Below are 17,755 nucleotides of genomic sequence, written 5' to 3' on the forward strand. Positions count from 1 at the left end.
ATGATAGTTCTTGGAAGTACATCCGAAGTAGCGCAGGCTTTTGTAGAAAAGGCTTTGCAGGAAGGCGAGAAGTTTGAAAGAATCTATCTTTTTACGTCAAATAAAGAAAGCACAGAAAGATTTGCAAGACATATTGATGTGAAATTTCTGCAACAATCTCAGATCTTTGAACTTGATTTAACGAAACCTGTCAATTATTCTGAATTTGACCAGATCAATTGTAGTCTGTTGTTTTGTGCGACAGGTTATTTGGGTGAAGGTAGTGAAGAAGGCTTATATGATAATAAAAATACGGAGAGAATTATAGATATCAATTACTCAAAATTAGTTCCCGTAATCAATTATTTTGCTCAGAAATTTGAAAGCAGAAGATCAGGAACAATTATTGGACTTTCTTCAGTTGCAGGTGAGCGAGGAAGACAGAGTAATTTTATATATGGGAGCGCAAAAGCTGCATTTACAGCCTATTTAAGTGGTCTCAGAAATTATCTTTTTGAAAAGAAAGTACACGTGTTGACTGTAAAACCCGGTTTTATGGCTACAAAAATGACTGAAGGTTTACCTCTAAACCCAAAACTAACTGCTACACCAAAACAAGCTGCAGACTGTATCTACAAGGCATTCAAAAAACAGAAGAATGTGGCATACGTTTTACCCATTTGGGGCGTTATTATGTTAATCATAAGAAATATACCTGAATTTATTTTTAAGAAATTAAAGCTTTAATTGATAATGAAAAAATTATATTGTTTTGATTTTGACGGCACTTTAACGTATAAGGATACGATGTTTTTGTATTTAAGATTTTATAATCCATCGAAATTTCGGGTACAATTTGTAAAACATATTCCGCTTTTTATTTTACTGAAATTAAAATTGGCAGAGACTGAAAAAGTAAAGAAAAGCTTTATTGGTTCTATTTTAAAAGGTCAGCTTCAGACTAAAATCGAAGAAAAATCTAAACAGTTTTTTGAAGAAAATTATCCGAAAATTGTGAGAGAAAATGCTTTGGATTTTATTCAGAATATGGACAGACAAAATACGGAAAGTCTCATGGTAACTGCCTCTTTGGATATTTGGGCAAAACCATTTGCAGAAAAATTACAGATGAATCTTGTTTCTACAAAGGCAGAGTTTAAAAACGGTATTTTTACAGGAAATTTTATCGGTAAAAACTGCAACGGAAAAGAAAAATTAGAAAGAATTAAAAAAGAAATTTCAAACGATAAGTATGATAAAATTATTGCGTTTGGCGATACTTCCGGTGATAAGTCAATGCTGAAATGGGCAAATGAAGGTCATTACCGATTTTTTCACTAATTTTGAAAGATTAATAATGATAAAATGAATAAGTTGCTGATTTTATGTTTTGCCATCATCACAAGCTGTACCAATACAACTGCACAGAAATCTGGAGATATGCAAAGTAAAGGAGAAATAATTGCCTCTGAAACGCAGGGAGGAGCTGAAAAAGCAGGTTTTAAAATCATAAATGATGAACGACAGCTTAAAAACGAAATAACAGAAAATTTTGCAGCTTCAGGAATGGAACCAGTTATGCAAATACCTGATTTTCCAAAAGATAAAAAAGTTGTTTTGTATAATTTAGGAACGTTCAATTCCGGTGATCATAAAGTTTCAGCCATTAAAAGTATATCTGTTAAGAATAATGTTTTATATGTTGAGATTCCGGAATATCAATCGGGTGGGATGGCAATTCAGGTGATGTCAAATCCTTGGTTTATATTTTCCGTTCCGTCAAATTATCAGTTCACTTCAGTACAATTAAAATATTCAAAATAAAAAATGAATAAAATATATTTAGATAACGCTGCTACAACGCCTCTTTCAGAAGAAGTTATCGATGCCATGGTAGAAACCATGAAAATGAATTTTGGAAATCCGTCTTCAACACACAGTTTCGGACAAGATGCTAAAATTTTAATTGAAAACGTAAGAAGGCAGGTTGCAGAGTATCTTCATGTGACTCCGGCAGAGATTATTTTCACCTCTTGCGGAACAGAATCCAATAATATGATTATCAAATCTAGTGTTTCACATTTGGGTATTGAAAGAATCATCAGTTCGCCGATGGAACATAAATGTGTTTCTGAGAGTATTTTAGACATGAAAAACAGAAAAGGTGTTGAAGTTGCTTACATCCGCCCGAATGAAAAAGGTGATATTGATTTAGATAAGCTTGAAGAATTGCTTAAAGCTTCTGACAAGAAAACTTTGGTGAGTCTGATGCATGCCAATAACGAAATCGGAAATATTGTAGATATTAAAAAAATTGCAGAACTGTGCAAAGCAAATAATGCGTTGTTTCATTCTGATACTGTACAAACGATGGCTCACATGAATTTAGATTTCTCTGAAATTCCTGTTGATTTTGCATCTTGCAGTGCGCATAAATTCCACGGTCCTAAAGGAATTGGTTTTGCTTTCATCAGAAAATCAAGTGGTCTGAAAGGAATTATTACAGGTGGTCCGCAGGAAAGAAGTTTAAGAGCAGGAACAGAAAACGTTAGCGGAATTGCAGGTTTGGGAAAAGCATTGGAACTTTCATTGAAAAATATGGATAACTACACCCAACATATGCAGGAAATTAAGCAGTACACCATTGATAGAGTTTCTGAAGAAATTCCGGGTGTGAAGTTTAATGGAAGAAGTTCTGAAGCAGAAAATAGTCTGTACACAGTGGTAAGTCTTTTATTGCCTTATAAGAACCCGTTAATCGGATTGCAATTGGATATGAAAGGTATTGCTGTTTCTCAGGGAAGTGCATGTTCTTCCGGAGCTTCAAAACCTTCAATGGTCATGATGATGGTGCTTTCTGAAGATGAGATGGATCATTGCACACCGTTACGTGTTTCGTTCAGTCACATGACAACGAAAGAAGATATTGATACTTTTGTAAATGCATTAAAGGAAATTTCTAAAGATTTAATCATAGAAAATACAAATGTTGAGCATAGATAAGCTAATGGTTTAAAAGTGGTAAATTTGATCATTGAATTAACATAGAATATTAATAATTAAAAATAAAAAAATGGCTTTAGAAATTACGGATAGCTCGTTTCAGGAAACAGTTTTAAAATCAGATAAACCGGTATTGGTAGACTTTTGGGCAGTATGGTGCGGACCGTGCAGAACTTTGGGACCAATCATCGAAGAAGTAGCAGCAGATTTTGAAGGAAAAGCTGTCGTAGGAAAAGTAGATGTTGATAACAATCAGGAAATTTCTATGCAGTACGGAATCAGAAATATCCCTACAGTTCTTATTTTTAAGAATGGTGAGGTAGTTGATAAATTGGTTGGGGTAACTCCAAAAGAGATCATTGCAGAAAAATTAAGTGCACACTTATAAAGAAAATCACTTTGATAATGAATGCTTTCCGTATTGGGAAGTATTTTTTTTATGAAAATACTTGCAGAGTCGCTCAAAAGTTGTATTTTTGCAACCACAATAAACGAAGATGTTTTTGTATGTTGTGAAAAGATCCGGTAGTTCAGCTGGTTAGAATGCCGCCCTGTCACGGCGGAGGTCGCGGGTTCGAGTCCCGTCCGGATCGCAAAAAGTTTCTCAATTACTTTTAAAACAAATTGATCCGGTAGTTCAGCTGGTTAGAATGCCGCCCTGTCACGGCGGAGGTCGCGGGTTCGAGTCCCGTCCGGATCGCAGATGTCTTTTTAGATTTCATCAAACCCTTAAGATAAGTCTTAAGGGTTTTTTTATGTTCTAAAAGCTTTAAATATAGATTGCTGTATCTATGGAAAACCCATTACATAGTTTAGAACTTGAAGAGTTGGAAAGATTTGATTGGTATAACATCACACATTTACTCAAAATATTCTAAAATTTTATATCAGATAAATTACACGAAAATTAAAATGTTAAGCTGAAATTAGGATATAAATATTAGGTTAATAATGTAAAAGAATACTATGTTACTTTTTTTTAATATTGATATTTCGTTTTAGGTTTTGTTTAATAATAATGATTTATTTTTAAATAAATAACAATGTAATGATGTACATTTGTTTAACCAATAATGAAGTTTTATAAATACTTTTTTTGATATAGTTCTTGCATGTCTTACGTTTGTAATATTCTGGATTAAATATGTAATCTACGAATGGTCTGATGGATGTTGTAAGAATAAAAATAAGGTTAATAGGATTTAGCAGCGCAGAAATTAAATGAATTAATATTCTTTGACTGCTATAATTTCAAAAAGGAAGTATAAAATACAACAGGTCAGATCTGTTAAAAAATTAAATTATTCAAATCACAATTTATCGATGGCTTTATTTGCCTAGTTTAATGCAAAATAAAATATGAATAGATTTTTCAACCAATTTTTTGAGTGGAATAAAAAACCAAATAGAGTAGTAATCTCAATTTTTGTTGTTAATATATTTCTGATGGTGTTGCCAAGTGAATTTAGAAAGAGTTTGTTTTTAAATGCTTCAATGGTTAATTTTGGAAAGTATTCCTTGGTTATATTTTTATTTACTTCACTTATTCTTTTGATTTCATTCATAAAATATAAGCTCGAAACTGCAAAAAAAAGGAAAAATAAAAGATTTTACCATAAGTAAAGTTTTTCCATTCAATTTACTTGAACGCTTTCATATATATACCAGAAGATTGTCTTCTGGTTTTTTTTCTTATTGGCTGCTTGTGTGATTAGCTTAAGCTACTATTCTCTGTTTTCATATTTGTATATAGTCTTTAATAATTTATTACGTCCTACATTTTGCTATTTTTAATAGTAATTATTTATTAATTCAGATTTAATGTTCATTATTTTTATTACACTCAAATTATTTTAAAAATTTTTAAATATAATATGTATGACTCCGTCAGTTGTTTATTAACTGAAATGCAGGATATTAAGATTCTTTAAAATTTTTAAAATAATAAATTGATATTGATTATGTAATTTATTCATATCATATTTTGCAATGGAATGCTTTTTGGTACAGTAGTTGCAAGTCAGATTGAACATACTATAGATATGTTCTGATAGACAGTTTTAGTGTAATTAACTACTCAAACACCTATCGAAGTAAAAAACACGCCTTAAATTGAATTTTTAACAAATATAATATATTATGAAACTAAATTTAGCAATTCTTTCATTAGCATTAGGTGTTTCGGCAACAATGTCGGCACAAGACAGCTTAGCGGTATCTAATGGAGAGTATCCAAACACTTACACGTCTGGTTCTGCCAACGTTAGTCCATTTACACAGCAGTCTAAAAGATTTAATGATTGGTCTATCTCTTTCGGAGCGGGTGTACCATTGGTACAGTCTGCGGATTTAACGTCAATTAAAAACGGAAACGGAAAAGATCTTATCGGATATTCTGCTTATGTAAGTATAGACAAAGCCATCACACATGCTTTTGGAATTAATCTTCAGTATGACAGAGGTGAGACTAGACAAGGATGGTTTAATACTAAAGATAATGCTCCTGCTAATGCATCTGCATTAGGTCAGCAAGGTGCTAGAACACAGTATGATGCGATCTCATTGTTAGGAGATATTAATTTCTCTAATTTAATGAGACGTGTAGATAACAAATCTCCGTACAGATGGGCATTGCATGGTTATGCAGGTCTTGGTGCTTTAAGTTACAAAGCTTATTTGAAAGACGAGAACGGACAAAGATTAATGACAGAAATTAAGCCTTTCAAATCACAATCTTTCTTCGGACAAGCGGGTGCAGGTTTAAAATATAAAATCAACAACAGATTAGACTTAGAAGGTAGAGTAATGTATGTTGTAACTACAGACGATCAGTTTGACGGTGGTGGTGAGCAATACAGTGCTATTAACAGAAGAGAAGATCAGGTTTCTGATAATTTCTTTAATGCAACTTTAGGTTTGTCTATCAAATTAGGGAAACATGAATCTCACTTGATGTGGCATGATCCGTTACAGGAAATCTATTACAAACTTGATGTATTGGCTGAAAAAAATCAGGATATAGATGTTTGTAAAAATGGTGATGCAGACAATGATGGTGTATGTGATGATTGGGACAGACAATTAGATACTCCTGCAGGAGCAAGAGTAGATGGTGCTGGTGTTGCTTTAGATGTTGATATGGATGGAGTAATCGATCTTAATGACAAATGTGTAACAGTTCCTGGTCCGGTAGAAAACAACGGCTGCCCGTTAACGAATACAAACACAGGTACAGGTACGGTAACAGAAGCAGAAACAAAATTAGACGGTATTGAATTTGATTTAAATTCTGACAGAATTTTACCTTCAAACACACCTATTCTTAATAATGCTGTAAATTACATTAATTCATCAAACGGTGCTTACACTGTGATCGGAACTACAGATACAAGAGGTTCTGAAAACTACAATCAGAATTTATCTGAAAAAAGAGCAAACAGTGTAAAAGATTATTTGATCAAAAACGGAGTAGAATCTACAAAATTAAATGCCTTAGGAAGAGGTAAAAAAGATTTGAAGTATCCTGAATGTGATCCTGCAACAAAATGCCCTGAATGGAAAAACAGAGCAAACAGAAGAGTTTATTTTGAAGCAAAATAATTTTTTTTCAACATAAATAATACAAAAAGTCGTGCGTAAGCATGACTTTTTTGTTGTTAATACGTATTACGAATGAATTGATTATTTTTATTGGATTTTTTTAAGTATTCATCAAAAATTTCAAAGTCGATTTAATCGTGTTACATTTTTTATCTTATTAATTTTATTATGAGAAATATTGGTATAATTGGCTGCGGCTGGCTCGGAAAAAGACTTGCAGACATATTTTCAGATCGGTATAATATTTACTTAACGGTCAGAAATCCTGAAAAGATTAATCATTTAGAAGCGCTAAACTACAAGTCTACGCTCATCAACTTTGGGGATGAAATTAACTCCGGTAAAGTTTTGCCGTGGGAAATACTTAGCAATTTGGATATTATCATTATTACCGTTCCGTTTTCTCAGAAAACAGAAAGTGCAGATCTATTAAATAAAAAAGCTGAGCAATTATCTTCATTTCTCAAAGGCTTCACGGGTCAAATGTTTTTCATGAGCTCAACCGGTTTTTATCCTATTGTAGATAAACAGTTTTTTGAAGACGATCTATCATCAGATGATATTGAAGGCGAACGGTTGATACTAAGCAGATTTCCACAGACAAATATTCTCAGATTAGCGGGATTAATGGGTGATGACAGACTGCTGATAAAATATAATGTTAAACAGCTTGATGCTCCGGTAAATCATATTCACTATGTTGATATTGCTCTTGCCATTGAAAAGATGATTCAATGCGATGTAAGTGCACAACTTTATAACATTGTAGCTCCAGAACACCCTTCTAAAGCTGCGGTCATTAACTGCCAAAAAAATCTGGTTCATTCAGAAGTTCAGGATCCTCAGGGAAGAATTATTTCTTCAGAAAAATTAATAAAAACATTAGATTTTGACTTCAAATATCCAAACCCAAAATATTTTCATCTCAATACATTTTAAATAATATTTTCGTTTATGTCATATTAGAATACTACTTAATTTTTAGTACAAAAAAAGGTAAAACATTTTATTGTTTTACCTCTTGTTAATATGAATGTGATTTGGTGTATATGGAGTCAATTATTTGCTTTGGATATTTAATCTATGAATCGTAAAGATCTTGCTCTTAATTTCTATGTCAAAGATAGATCTGTTTTGAAAATGATGCAAACTTATGTGGTCGTGATTTATAAATTCGTACACAAAAGTCTTTATTAATCGTATCTCTAGCGTTTTTTTATTTTAAATTTTTTGCTTTTTGGTTTTTATTTATGTTAATCCAGATCAGAGTGATGATTGTATCATCTTTTTTTCTGCGCAGGGCTAAATTCATAAGGTGCAGATTTTAGTCAAAAAGAAATAATAACTACCAATAGTAATAAGCTCAATCTCTGTAGTGTTTTCTCATATAAAGCGAACAAATAATAATATCGCAATAGCTGTGAAGGCAGAAAATAAGCAGTTTTTTAGCAATAGTATAATTTGAAACTTCTATATGATGTTTAATATCAAAAGATAGATTATCGAAATAAATTCACTTTAGTAAATGCAAATAAATTACAATTCATATGTAATAATTTATAAATTTTGCTTTATTTTTAATTATAACTGTTTATTATTTAATTGTTTAACTATTTCACGTTTTTTTAAAATAAAAGTATTTTTCAAGAATAATTCTACTTTTTATCTGTTTTTCTTACTATTTTCTCAAGTGTCCAGCTTAATTTCAGTATGCATTATTGTTAGGTGTAATTCAAATCGATTATAAATTATTGATTCAAATTATTTTTTAAAAGTCTTTAGGTGTGATATTTGCTTAATAGAAATCAAAATCAATGACCATTTTATATTTATGAAAAATTTTTTTTTAAAAAAATCATTCTTTTACTTTTTTTTATTGGCAATATCATTCACTTCTTGTAAAAAAGACAATGAAAAAATAGGCGATCAGCAGCAAAATTCAAATTCAGGAAATTCTTCAGATGGCAAAAATTCAGATTCAGCAGCTACACAAGCAGAAGTCAAAGAATCTGTACCTCCTGCAATTCAGGAAAATGGTTTTTATAATGCATTTGCTATTCCCAAAGACAAAAAACTAAGAGATTCTTTATATTCAGTTTTCAGTAAAAAATATACTGAGAGAGAGCGTTATGCTATTTTAGCACTTAATAGGTTAGATTCTAAAAGCAAATGGAATTCTGATACTCTGGTCGTTCCTGCAAAGATCGATACTACTTTGATGGCCTATTCACCATTTCCAATGCAGCTTGACATCTTAAGTGAAGTGAAAAAATTTGTGGTATTTTCATATCCGATTCAGGCATATGCAGTTTATTCCAACGGAACCTTAGTAAAATGGGGACCTACAAGTATGGGTAAAAAAACGGCGCAGACAACAAGAGGATTAATGTTTGCCAACTGGAAAAAGAAGCTGGCAATATCCACAGTTAAAAGCGAGTGGAAATTACCTTATAACTTCAATATTCATAATACTCATGGGATCGGATGGCATCAATATGATTTGCCCGGTTATCCTGCATCACATTCATGTTTAAGATTACTCATGAAAGATGCAGTATGGCTGTATAGCTATGCCGACACCTGGATACTGAATCCTGGTGGTGCAACTACTAAAGCAAAGGGTACACCTGTTATTGTTTTCGGAGATTATCCGTGGGGAAAAAGAAAACCATGGAGAAATTTGTTAAATGATCCAAATGCTAATAATATTTCTGTTGAAGAAATGACTAATTTAATTAAACCTCACGTAGAAAAAATGGTTAGCGAACAATCCAACAGAGAAAAAGTAGCTGATTCTATAAAAGCTGCGAAGGCTATTGAGGTTGTTGCTCCTGCAGAAGAACAGGAAGTTTCCAATTAAATTTTCTTTTCAAACTGCAGAGTTGATTCTTCCGCAAATTTTCTGAGTTTTTTCATCTCATCTTTTGCTTTGATCTTTCCGATTCTTGCGGCTGTATAAGTAATTGCAATGAAGAATAACATGACAAAAGATGCGTTTAATGCCCAAGGATATTCAAAGCTTTTGATTTGTTTTTCTACATAATACATCGTGAAAAAAGTCATCCAGAGAATAGAAAAAAGAAAGTAAAGAAACATGAAAAAAGTCCAGACTGCAGAGCTAGGCCCAAAAACTCCTCTTATAACGGTTTGGTCATCTTCAATTTCTGTTCGTAATGATAATCTGGGTTGCCAATATTGGTCGTATTCTGTGTCTACACATATTGTCGCCATTTCTTTGTTGATGTTTCCGGTAAATTCACCTTTATGCTCGGCAAGGTATTTCTTCAGATTTTCTGCATATTTTTCTTTACTCAAATGCGTGTACATCTTGAATCTTGGCCGGTTTCTTATTTTATCTAAAGTGGTTTCCTCGGTTTGCATATAATTTATTGGTAAGGTATTGGATCTTCTAACGTAAAACTCAGGCGAAGTTCCTGATTTTTTCTCAGAATAACCATATTTATTATTTTACCTTCATCAGATTTCATCATTTCCATAATTTTCTGCAAAGTCATATCCGCTGTTTTTCTTCCGTTGATGAAAATAAGCTGATCCCCTTTTTTAAATCCCGCTTTATCAGATGGAGAATCTTTTCTCACACCTGCTATAGAAAATGAAGGTTTTAATACAAATTTATATTGCAAGCTACTGTTAATCAATTCCACTCCTCTAGTCGATTTGTCTTTAAATTTACTTTCTAGCGTTACCAGATCTTTTTCCCACTGCATTCCATCCTGCTGAAAATCCAAACCACTCATGTTAAAATGAAAAGAATCATTGTAATATTTGTTTTTCTTTAAATATAATTTCCCGTTTGGATAATCAAAAACGGCAGTAAATCTTCTGAGAATGTCACCTCCCACAGAACCCTTTCTTTCACTCACCAGATTCACGTGCTGTATAGAAAACTCATCGGGCATTGCTGTCAGAGGTTTTACAAATTGAAATTTGCCTAAATAAAAATGATGAATTCTGCTTCTCTTTCCATAAATATCACCGTTAAATCCTCTTCCCAAATAATCATCAATATTCGGGCGATTGTACACAAAGTTTTTTATCAGAGCAGGGAAGAGCCAGATCGCATCACTGTTTCCCAAATCAATCAAAAGCTTCGAACTTTTTCTTTCATTGGTCATTTCTACATCAGCGAAAATGTAAGGCTTGTTTTTTTCAATTGAAATGGGTAATTCATCAAATTTTTTAATTCTTTTTCTGAATAAGTCATCGTTATTGTAAACAGTAATTTTTTTTGAGCTGTAATCTATTAAGACGGGATGATTTTTAAAGAAATGATAACCTATAATGCCATTCACAGGAATTCCTACATGCGATGAGATGTTAAAATCCTGATCCAGGATCATGAAAAGGGTAAAAGAAGTATTGATAAAATGTTCTCCGATTTTACCGATATTGTGATCAGATTTAAACCCTTCAATTGATTTGTTCCCGCCGAGTCCCGAAAAGTTCATCTTTTCTAGAGGAGAAAGTCTCATTTCTTTATTTTCCAGACTGAAAATAGTAGTTTCTGCAACGCCCGTGTCTAATAAAAAGGTAAGTTCTGCACCGTTTACGTTGATCGGAATAAAAATCAAATTATTAATGAATTTAAACGGAATCACTACTTTTTTAGCATCTTTTATCTCAAAACTATTTTGGGCATTCGTAAAAATGCTTATAAAAAGTATGAATATAATTACCATCAGTTTCATTTAATGAAAGTAGTAAAATAATTCTTACGTAAACAAAAAACATTCTCAAATGTTTGAGAATGTCTTACAATTGATTAATGAAAATACTTTTATTTTGAAAAAAAATCCATTAGATCGATATAGTTTTTTTGGTTGACTCCGTGACCGCTCATGTATTCTCTGAATGTAAAATAACAGCTCAAATCATACAGAAGATCCGCGGCTTTTCTTCCCCATTCCATTGGGATAATCGCATCATCAGTTCCATGAGATACGAAGAAACGAAGTTTTTCTAATTTCTTTTTATCTTTTACAATATCTGTAAGCAATTTTTCTTCGGGATAACTGCTCAAACAGGCAACATAAGTGAAAAGCTCAGGATATTTTAAAGCCAGACTGTAGCACAAAATTCCACCCTGGCTGAATCCGCAGAGATGTGTCTTGTTATCGGTAAGACCATATTTGTTGGTGATTGCCATAATATTTTGCACAATACTTTCTAAAATTTCTTTTGCCTGATCAATATCTATGAATTGTTCCGGATTGTTAAAATCAATGTCAAACCAGGAATATCCTTCAAACTGAGTTTCTTTTGGAGCTCTGAAGCTCACTAATATCCAGTCTGCAGGAAGGCTTTCTCTGAAGCTGAAGAGATCCTGCTCATTACTTCCATACCCGTGAAGCATGAATAAAACAGGCGTTTGTGGAGTTATATTTTCCGGTTTTCTTACAATGTAATCTAAATTCATATACGTAGAATCTATTTTTTATTAATAAATGGAATTGCGATTATTGATTTTCGTATTTAATGAAAACAATTTTGAACAGCAAAGATAATTAATAATGATTTTATTTAAATTTAAAAAGAGTAGTGTAGAAATGAAAATTAATTAGCCAAATCACTTACAGGTGTTTTGTTGATTTACTATCAATTGCAAATCTTTATTAGAAAATTTTCATGAAAGTTATTTTTATATTGATAAAAATCCTATATTTGAAACATTAAAAATCTATTTGGAGACATGAAGCAAATTTACAAATCAAAAAGTTTACACAGACTTTCGTTCTTAGTAGTCGCATTATTTTCAGTTGTATCTGTTATGAACTCTTGTAAAGACGACGAAGAAGATGAGTTTCAGGAACGTCTTGTGCAGTTTGAAGCAAAATTAGTAAAAGGTACAGGAACAGCATTGCCTGAATTTAAAACTATTGTTACTCAGGTCGGAGTAAGTCAAAATACCTTATTCAATACGCCGGGTGTATCTTGGGCGAGTGATGAGTTTTTTGTAAATACAAGCCAGTCTCAGCTTAATTTGGACGCAAATGCTTTACTTCCAAATCCTGATTCAAAATTGATCGTTACGCTTTACATTGACGGTGAGGTTGCAAAATCTGATACCGCTACAGGAGCAGGAACCCAAGATGCATCTATTGATTACAGCTTCTTAGAGCTTTAATTAATTAAAAAATAATAAAAAAAACCGCTAAAGCAGCGGTTTTTTTGTTTTTTATATAAATATTAAATTGCTTTCACAATAAAATAATTCTTCTTTCCTTTTTGAAGCAGTAAAAATTTCCCGTCAATCAAATCATTTTCGTTGGCAGTATAAATTTCATTTATTTTTTCTTTGTTTACTGAGATTGCATTTCCTTTCAATTCTCTCGTTGCTTCACTTTTAGACTTTAGAAATCCTGATTTTTCAGAAAGCAAATCAATGATATTGACTCCTAAGACATCGCTTTTTGCAATTTCTTTTTGTGGAACACCTTCGAAAATTTCTAAAAATATTTCCTCATCAAGACTTACCAAATCTTCTGCTGTAGATTTCCCGAAAAGAATTTCAGATGCCTTTACGGCTCTTTCATATTCTTCGCTTCCATGCACCCAAACGGTAACTTCTTCAGCCAGTTTCTTTTGAAGTTTTCTTTCATGTGGAGCGGTTTGATGCTCTTCAATCAACGAATCAATTTCTTCTTTTTCTAAGAATGTATAGAATTTGATAAATCTTTCGGCATCAGAATCTGTAGCATTCAGCCAAAATTGATAGAATTTATAAGGTGAAGTTTTCTTTTTATCAAGCCAATAATTTTCTCCGCTTTCAGATTTTCCAAACTTGGATCCGTCAGCTTTTGTAATCAAAGGGACCGTCAGTGCAAATGCTTCTCCCTGTGCTTTTCTACGGATCAATTCTGTTCCTGTAGTGATATTTCCCCACTGGTCAGAACCTCCCATCTGAAGTTTTACGCCATTATTTTGGTACAAATGTAGAAAATCATATCCCTGAATTAATTGGTAAGTAAACTCTGTAAAGCTCATTCCGTCAACACCTGCTTCTCCGGAAAGTCTTTTCTTTACAGAATCTTTCGCCATCATGTAATTGACTGTGATATTTTTTCCAACATTTTTAGCAAAATCAAGGAACGAAATTTTCTTCATCCAATCATAATTGTTCACCAATTCTGCTTTATTGGTTTCCTGTCCTTCAAAATTTAAAAATCTTGAAAGCTGGTTTTTCAGGCAATCTACATAATGTAAAAGTGTTTCTTCATCAAGAAGATTTCTCTCGGCAGACTTTCCCGAAGGATCACCAATCATTCCCGTTGCACCTCCCACCAAAGCAATGGGCTTATGACCATGTTGCTGAAAGTGAGCCAAAATTTTTATCTGAATAAGACTTCCGATATGCAAAGAATCTGCAGTAGGATCGAACCCGATATAGGCAGTTGTCATCTCCTTATTCAGTTGTTCGTCGGTTCCGGGCATCATGTCAGAAAAAAGACCTCGCCATTTCAGTTCTTCAATAAAAGAATTCATTATTTTTTGTTTAAAATTTAATGTACAAAGATAAGTAAAACGTGAAATAAACAGACTGTTCTGCAACTAAGTTTAAATCTCTAAAATTCAATTTCTTTTAATTTTTTAATTCTTTAATCTTTAATTTTAATAAATTTGTTAGTAATGAAAGACGAACAATTATTTTCACTGATTCAAAAAGCAAAAGAGAAAGATCAAAAAGCACAGACCAAACTCATCAATGTTTTTTGGGTGGATGTTTTTTCTTTTGTGATGAAAAAAGTTCGGGATGAAAATGATGCGGATGAAATCACGGTCAATGTTTTTTCAAAAGTTTTGTCGAAATTGGATATGTATGATCCCCATTTTCAGTTTAAAACCTGGGTCCTGACGATTGCACAAAATACAATGATTGATTTCTGGAGAAGAAAGTCCAGAGAAACGCAAGATCCAACCGAAAATCTGGATGAAGTAAAAAACCATTATGCAAAATCTCCTGAAGAACTGATGATCTCTGATGAAGAACAAAAGAAAATCATCAAAACTATCGAGTCCTTAGATGTTAATTATCAGGATATTATTAAGCTAAGATTTTTCGAGGAAAAAAGTATTAAAGAAATTGCGGAAGAGCTTGGAATCTCTGTCGCAAATACAAAAGTTCGTGTAATGCGTGCTAAAAAAGTCTTGGCAGAATTGCTGAAAAATAATGAGTTTGAAGATAATTAAGCTTCACTCACTGAAAAGTAAAGCTCAATTAATTCTTAAAATTTAATAAGCAATCTCCATTTTTACTTTCTTCCCTTTTAATTTTTCAGTGCTTAGTTTTTTAAGCAGATCTTTTACTTTACTTCTTGAAACTGCAACGTAAGAAGTGGTATCTTTAACTTCAATCAGACCTAAATCTTCTTTTTGTAATTCACCTTTTTTGATTAAATATCCTACGATATCCACTTTATTTACTTTATCTTTTTTTCCGGCACTAATGTAAACGGTCTGAAATGGTGAATTGGCAGGAACTTTAGAGAATTCTTTTACAGATTCTTCAGGAGTATCTTTTTTGATGAACGGAAACTTTTCATCAGCGGTCATCACCAAATACGCAAAGCCTTTGGCATTCATTCTTGCTGTACGACCATTTCTGTGAATAAAAGCGTCTTCAGTGCTTGGCAGTTGATAATGAACAATAGATTCCACTTCTGGGATGTCTAAACCACGCGCAGCCAAATCAGTCGTAATTAATACTCTCGCCGTATCATTTCTGAATTTCAGAAGAGCGCGTTCTCTTTCGTCCTGCTCCATACCACCGTGGAATGTTTCTCTGGCAATTCCTTTATCCAGAAGCAAATCTGCAATACGGTCAACGGTTTCTCTGTGATTACAGAAAATCAACGTTCTTTTATCTCCGATTTTACAAATTAAGTGAAATAATGTGTCGAGTTTTTCTTCCGAAATCGTCATTACTTTTCTTAGCTGAATATCAGGCTTATTTTCTCCCAGTTTTAAGAAATCGACTGTTTTTTCATCTTTCAGACCAGTAAATTTCGGAATTTCATCCATAGAAGTTGCTGAAGTCAGGATTCTCTGAAAAAGATTGTACATATTTTCGATAATATATTCCATATCATCATGAAAACCTAATTCTAAAGCCTTATCAAATTCATCCAGCACCAGATTTTTAATCGTTTTCACATCGAGATTTTTATTTCTCATGTGATAGGCAATTCTTCCCGGAGTTCCAATTAAGACAGCAGGAGCTTCCTTGAGATTGTTCAATTCAATCTTTTTATCGTGACCGCCGTAGCAAACCGTTACCTTAAAATCTGTTCCCATCGATTTGAAAACCTGCTCAATCTGCAATGCCAATTCTCTCGCCGGAACCAATATCAAAGCCTGAATTCCCGTAGATTCTTTTTTAAGATTTCTTAGAACAGGAAACAAAAAAGCCAATGTTTTTCCTGATCCTGTAGGCGAAAGCAAAACAACATCTGTATTGTTTTCCGTAGTTTTGTATGTAGATTTCTGCATCTGATTCATATCCTGAATCTGCAGTTTTTTATAAATAGATTCTAATTCCATTTTGCAAAGGTAGGGGATTTAGATGTAAAACTAAACCTCTTTTATATCGTTTTGCGCTTGGCAAAGAAGCAGATTTCGAAGTACTAAACTGTCTTCTAGCACTGAACTTGATAAGTAGCAAAAAGCTTCATCTAAACACTGAAACCGCTTTTTTGCCAAACGCCTGTTATGTGTAGTTTTTATTTCTATTTAGTTGTCTGTCGGCTGTCCAATATTCATTACTTCTTCAACATATTTCACTGCGTCACTTACTACAATTGAAAAAACTCCTCCCTTATTGCTGTCAAATGCTTCTTTCCAATTGTTGTATCCTTCTCTGTAGTCAGGCAACATATTGTCTGAGGAAACTAGTGTTGTCACACTCTTAAGAACTGCGTCTTTAGATAAAGGTAGGTGTCCAATGTCATCAGAGAAGCCACTTGGTTGTTGCGGATTTTTTAATTTTAGTCCATTTACATAAATATGAATAACAACACCGGCACTGTCATACTTCTCAACTTTCAAAATTGTCAGGGTCGAATTGTCTTCACCTGTTCTTGTGTTATATCTCCAAATTTGTCCTACTTTAAACTTGTCATCTTGAAAGTCTCTTTTGTCTTTTGACTCATTCCAGCCAGTTAACCAATTTAAAAGTCCAGCCATTAGAATTAAAATTTTTATTATTTTCGTTTGTCGTTTTGGTGCCTACTAAAATTACACATAACGTTCCGGCACTTGGCGAGTTTGCGAACTTCGGAACCGATTATTTTCTGTTAAAGATAAAATTTCGTGCGAAATGTAAACGTGTGTTTACTACAAAATTCGCAATCTTGCCAAACGCTTGTTGTGTGTAGTTATTTTTATGTTCTAATCATTATTTCTCCGTCTTTTCGTTGAAGGAAATTATTTCCGCCGTTTCGTTTTTTTTCTTTTCGATATTTGAGTCCGCCAACAGTGTAGTCCAGCTTGACTTTCGGTTTCAAGGTTATCAAAATCCAGCCATCTTTAGCCATAAATCCGCCCAAAATTGGTGCGTTTTCTTTTTTAATATAACGTATAGATTCAATATTTTCACTATTTAGAATTTCGTTTACAAATTCATTTACCAAAGTTCCATTCACAATATCAAGTCGGTAACTGTATTTCATATTCACGGTTATCAGTTTTGAATAATAATTTTGGTTTTCAGTTCGTCCATTCACGTGTCTTAAATCTTTTCTGTCAAACTTAATTGTGTCGGCAAGAATTTTCTGTTTTAAACTATCAATAAATGGTTTAATATTTTCTCCGCTTATCAATTCAGATGGGATTTCACGAGATTTTGTTTGTGCAGTTAATTGAAAACTGCAACATAAAATCCAAATCAAAAGAATGGTTTTATATTTCAACTGTTTGTTTTTCATAATTACACACAACGTCTGTATTTATGCAATGTGTCAATCCAAACTATAAATTGCATATTAACTTCCAAATATAAAAAAAACCATATCACAATGATATAAATATTAGATAAAAATCTCTTTAGATAAAATCATTAATTATGGAAGAAGCAATAATATTGCTTTTGAATTTACAAAATTTTGCAACCGTAGCATTGCTTTAGGATTTTGATTAAATTCGCCAACAGAAAGATGAT

Annotated in this window: 17 protein-coding genes and 2 tRNA genes; 12 read left to right on the forward strand and 7 right to left on the reverse strand. The window is 32.7% G+C overall.

Annotated features, from left to right (window positions below; all coding sequences use genetic code 11):
• From ACZZ9T_RS09220 to ACZZ9T_RS09265, 10 genes are all read left to right on the forward strand, one after another.
• A complete protein-coding gene (locus ACZZ9T_RS09220) occupies positions 1-726 on the forward strand; it encodes an SDR family NAD(P)-dependent oxidoreductase (protein WP_463441835.1) in 726 nt (241 codons plus the stop codon).
• 6 nt (positions 727-732) lie between these two features.
• Entirely contained in the window at positions 733-1,320 is a 588-nt protein-coding gene (locus ACZZ9T_RS09225; RefSeq protein ID WP_463441836.1) for an HAD family hydrolase, read from the forward strand.
• Positions 1,321-1,344: 24 nt separating this feature from the next.
• Entirely contained in the window at positions 1,345-1,803 is a 459-nt protein-coding gene (locus tag ACZZ9T_RS09230) for a hypothetical protein (RefSeq protein WP_463431487.1), read from the forward strand.
• Positions 1,804-1,806: 3 nt separating this feature from the next.
• Entirely contained in the window at positions 1,807-2,982 is a 1,176-nt protein-coding gene (locus ACZZ9T_RS09235; protein ID WP_463441837.1) for a cysteine desulfurase family protein, read from the forward strand.
• A gap of 70 nt (positions 2,983-3,052) precedes the next feature.
• Positions 3,053-3,370 carry a thioredoxin gene (gene trxA, locus ACZZ9T_RS09240; protein ID WP_047445614.1) on the forward strand — a complete coding sequence of 106 codons (318 nt, stop codon included), beginning with the start codon at positions 3,053-3,055 and terminating at the stop codon, positions 3,368-3,370.
• Between the two features lie 131 nt (positions 3,371-3,501).
• Positions 3,502-3,575: transfer RNA gene (locus tag ACZZ9T_RS09245), tRNA-Asp, on the forward strand.
• Between the two features lie 33 nt (positions 3,576-3,608).
• A tRNA-Asp gene (locus ACZZ9T_RS09250) sits at positions 3,609-3,682 on the forward strand.
• 1,439 nt (positions 3,683-5,121) lie between these two features.
• Complete coding sequence (locus tag ACZZ9T_RS09255; protein WP_463441838.1) at positions 5,122-6,582, forward strand: OmpA family protein; 1,461 nt, start codon at positions 5,122-5,124, stop codon at positions 6,580-6,582.
• Positions 6,583-6,750: 168 nt separating this feature from the next.
• Positions 6,751-7,521: an NAD(P)-binding domain-containing protein gene (locus ACZZ9T_RS09260; protein ID WP_463441839.1), complete on the forward strand. Its 771-nt coding sequence runs from the start codon at positions 6,751-6,753 to the stop codon at positions 7,519-7,521.
• Positions 7,522-8,458: 937 nt separating this feature from the next.
• Positions 8,459-9,442, forward strand: a complete 984-nt coding sequence (locus ACZZ9T_RS09265; RefSeq protein ID WP_463441840.1) for a L,D-transpeptidase — start codon at positions 8,459-8,461, stop codon at positions 9,440-9,442.
• Here ACZZ9T_RS09265 and ACZZ9T_RS09270 read toward each other — a convergent pair.
• The 3 genes from ACZZ9T_RS09270 to ACZZ9T_RS09280 form a co-directional block, all read right to left on the reverse strand.
• A complete protein-coding gene (locus tag ACZZ9T_RS09270; RefSeq protein WP_463441841.1) occupies positions 9,439-9,963 on the reverse strand; it encodes a hypothetical protein in 525 nt (174 codons plus the stop codon). The two genes, ACZZ9T_RS09265 and ACZZ9T_RS09270, sit on opposite strands and share 4 nt — an antisense overlap.
• A gap of 5 nt (positions 9,964-9,968) precedes the next feature.
• A complete protein-coding gene (locus ACZZ9T_RS09275) occupies positions 9,969-11,282 on the reverse strand; it encodes a PDZ domain-containing protein (protein WP_463441842.1) in 1,314 nt (437 codons plus the stop codon).
• Between the two features lie 98 nt (positions 11,283-11,380).
• Entirely contained in the window at positions 11,381-12,019 is a 639-nt protein-coding gene (locus ACZZ9T_RS09280; protein WP_463441843.1) for an alpha/beta hydrolase, read from the reverse strand.
• 273 nt (positions 12,020-12,292) lie between these two features.
• Between ACZZ9T_RS09280 and ACZZ9T_RS09285 the strand changes: the two genes are divergently transcribed.
• Positions 12,293-12,727 (forward strand): hypothetical protein, encoded by a 435-nt coding sequence (locus tag ACZZ9T_RS09285; RefSeq protein ID WP_463431501.1) that lies wholly within the window; start codon positions 12,293-12,295, stop codon positions 12,725-12,727.
• Between the two features lie 62 nt (positions 12,728-12,789).
• On the opposite strand, the gene tyrS is transcribed toward ACZZ9T_RS09285, so the two are convergent.
• Positions 12,790-14,085, reverse strand: coding sequence for a tyrosine--tRNA ligase (gene tyrS, locus ACZZ9T_RS09290; RefSeq protein ID WP_463441844.1), 1,296 nt, complete (start codon positions 14,083-14,085; stop codon positions 12,790-12,792).
• 144 nt (positions 14,086-14,229) lie between these two features.
• On the opposite strand from tyrS, the gene ACZZ9T_RS09295 reads away from it, so the two are divergent.
• Positions 14,230-14,790, forward strand: a complete 561-nt coding sequence (locus ACZZ9T_RS09295) for an RNA polymerase sigma factor (RefSeq protein ID WP_463431504.1) — start codon at positions 14,230-14,232, stop codon at positions 14,788-14,790.
• A 42-nt stretch (positions 14,791-14,832) separates the two neighbouring features.
• Here the strand turns inward: ACZZ9T_RS09295 and ACZZ9T_RS09300 are convergent, their stop codons facing one another.
• From ACZZ9T_RS09300 to ACZZ9T_RS09310, 3 genes are all read right to left on the reverse strand, one after another.
• Positions 14,833-16,140, reverse strand: coding sequence for a DEAD/DEAH box helicase (locus ACZZ9T_RS09300; RefSeq protein WP_463441845.1), 1,308 nt, complete (start codon positions 16,138-16,140; stop codon positions 14,833-14,835).
• A 189-nt stretch (positions 16,141-16,329) separates the two neighbouring features.
• Positions 16,330-16,782, reverse strand: coding sequence for a hypothetical protein (locus tag ACZZ9T_RS09305; RefSeq protein WP_463441846.1), 453 nt, complete (start codon positions 16,780-16,782; stop codon positions 16,330-16,332).
• Positions 16,783-16,979: 197 nt separating this feature from the next.
• Positions 16,980-17,522 (reverse strand): hypothetical protein, encoded by a 543-nt coding sequence (locus ACZZ9T_RS09310; RefSeq protein WP_463441847.1) that lies wholly within the window; start codon positions 17,520-17,522, stop codon positions 16,980-16,982.
• Positions 17,523-17,755: the final 233 nt, after the last annotated feature.

Source organism: Chryseobacterium sp. AC417, from assembly GCF_979258215.1.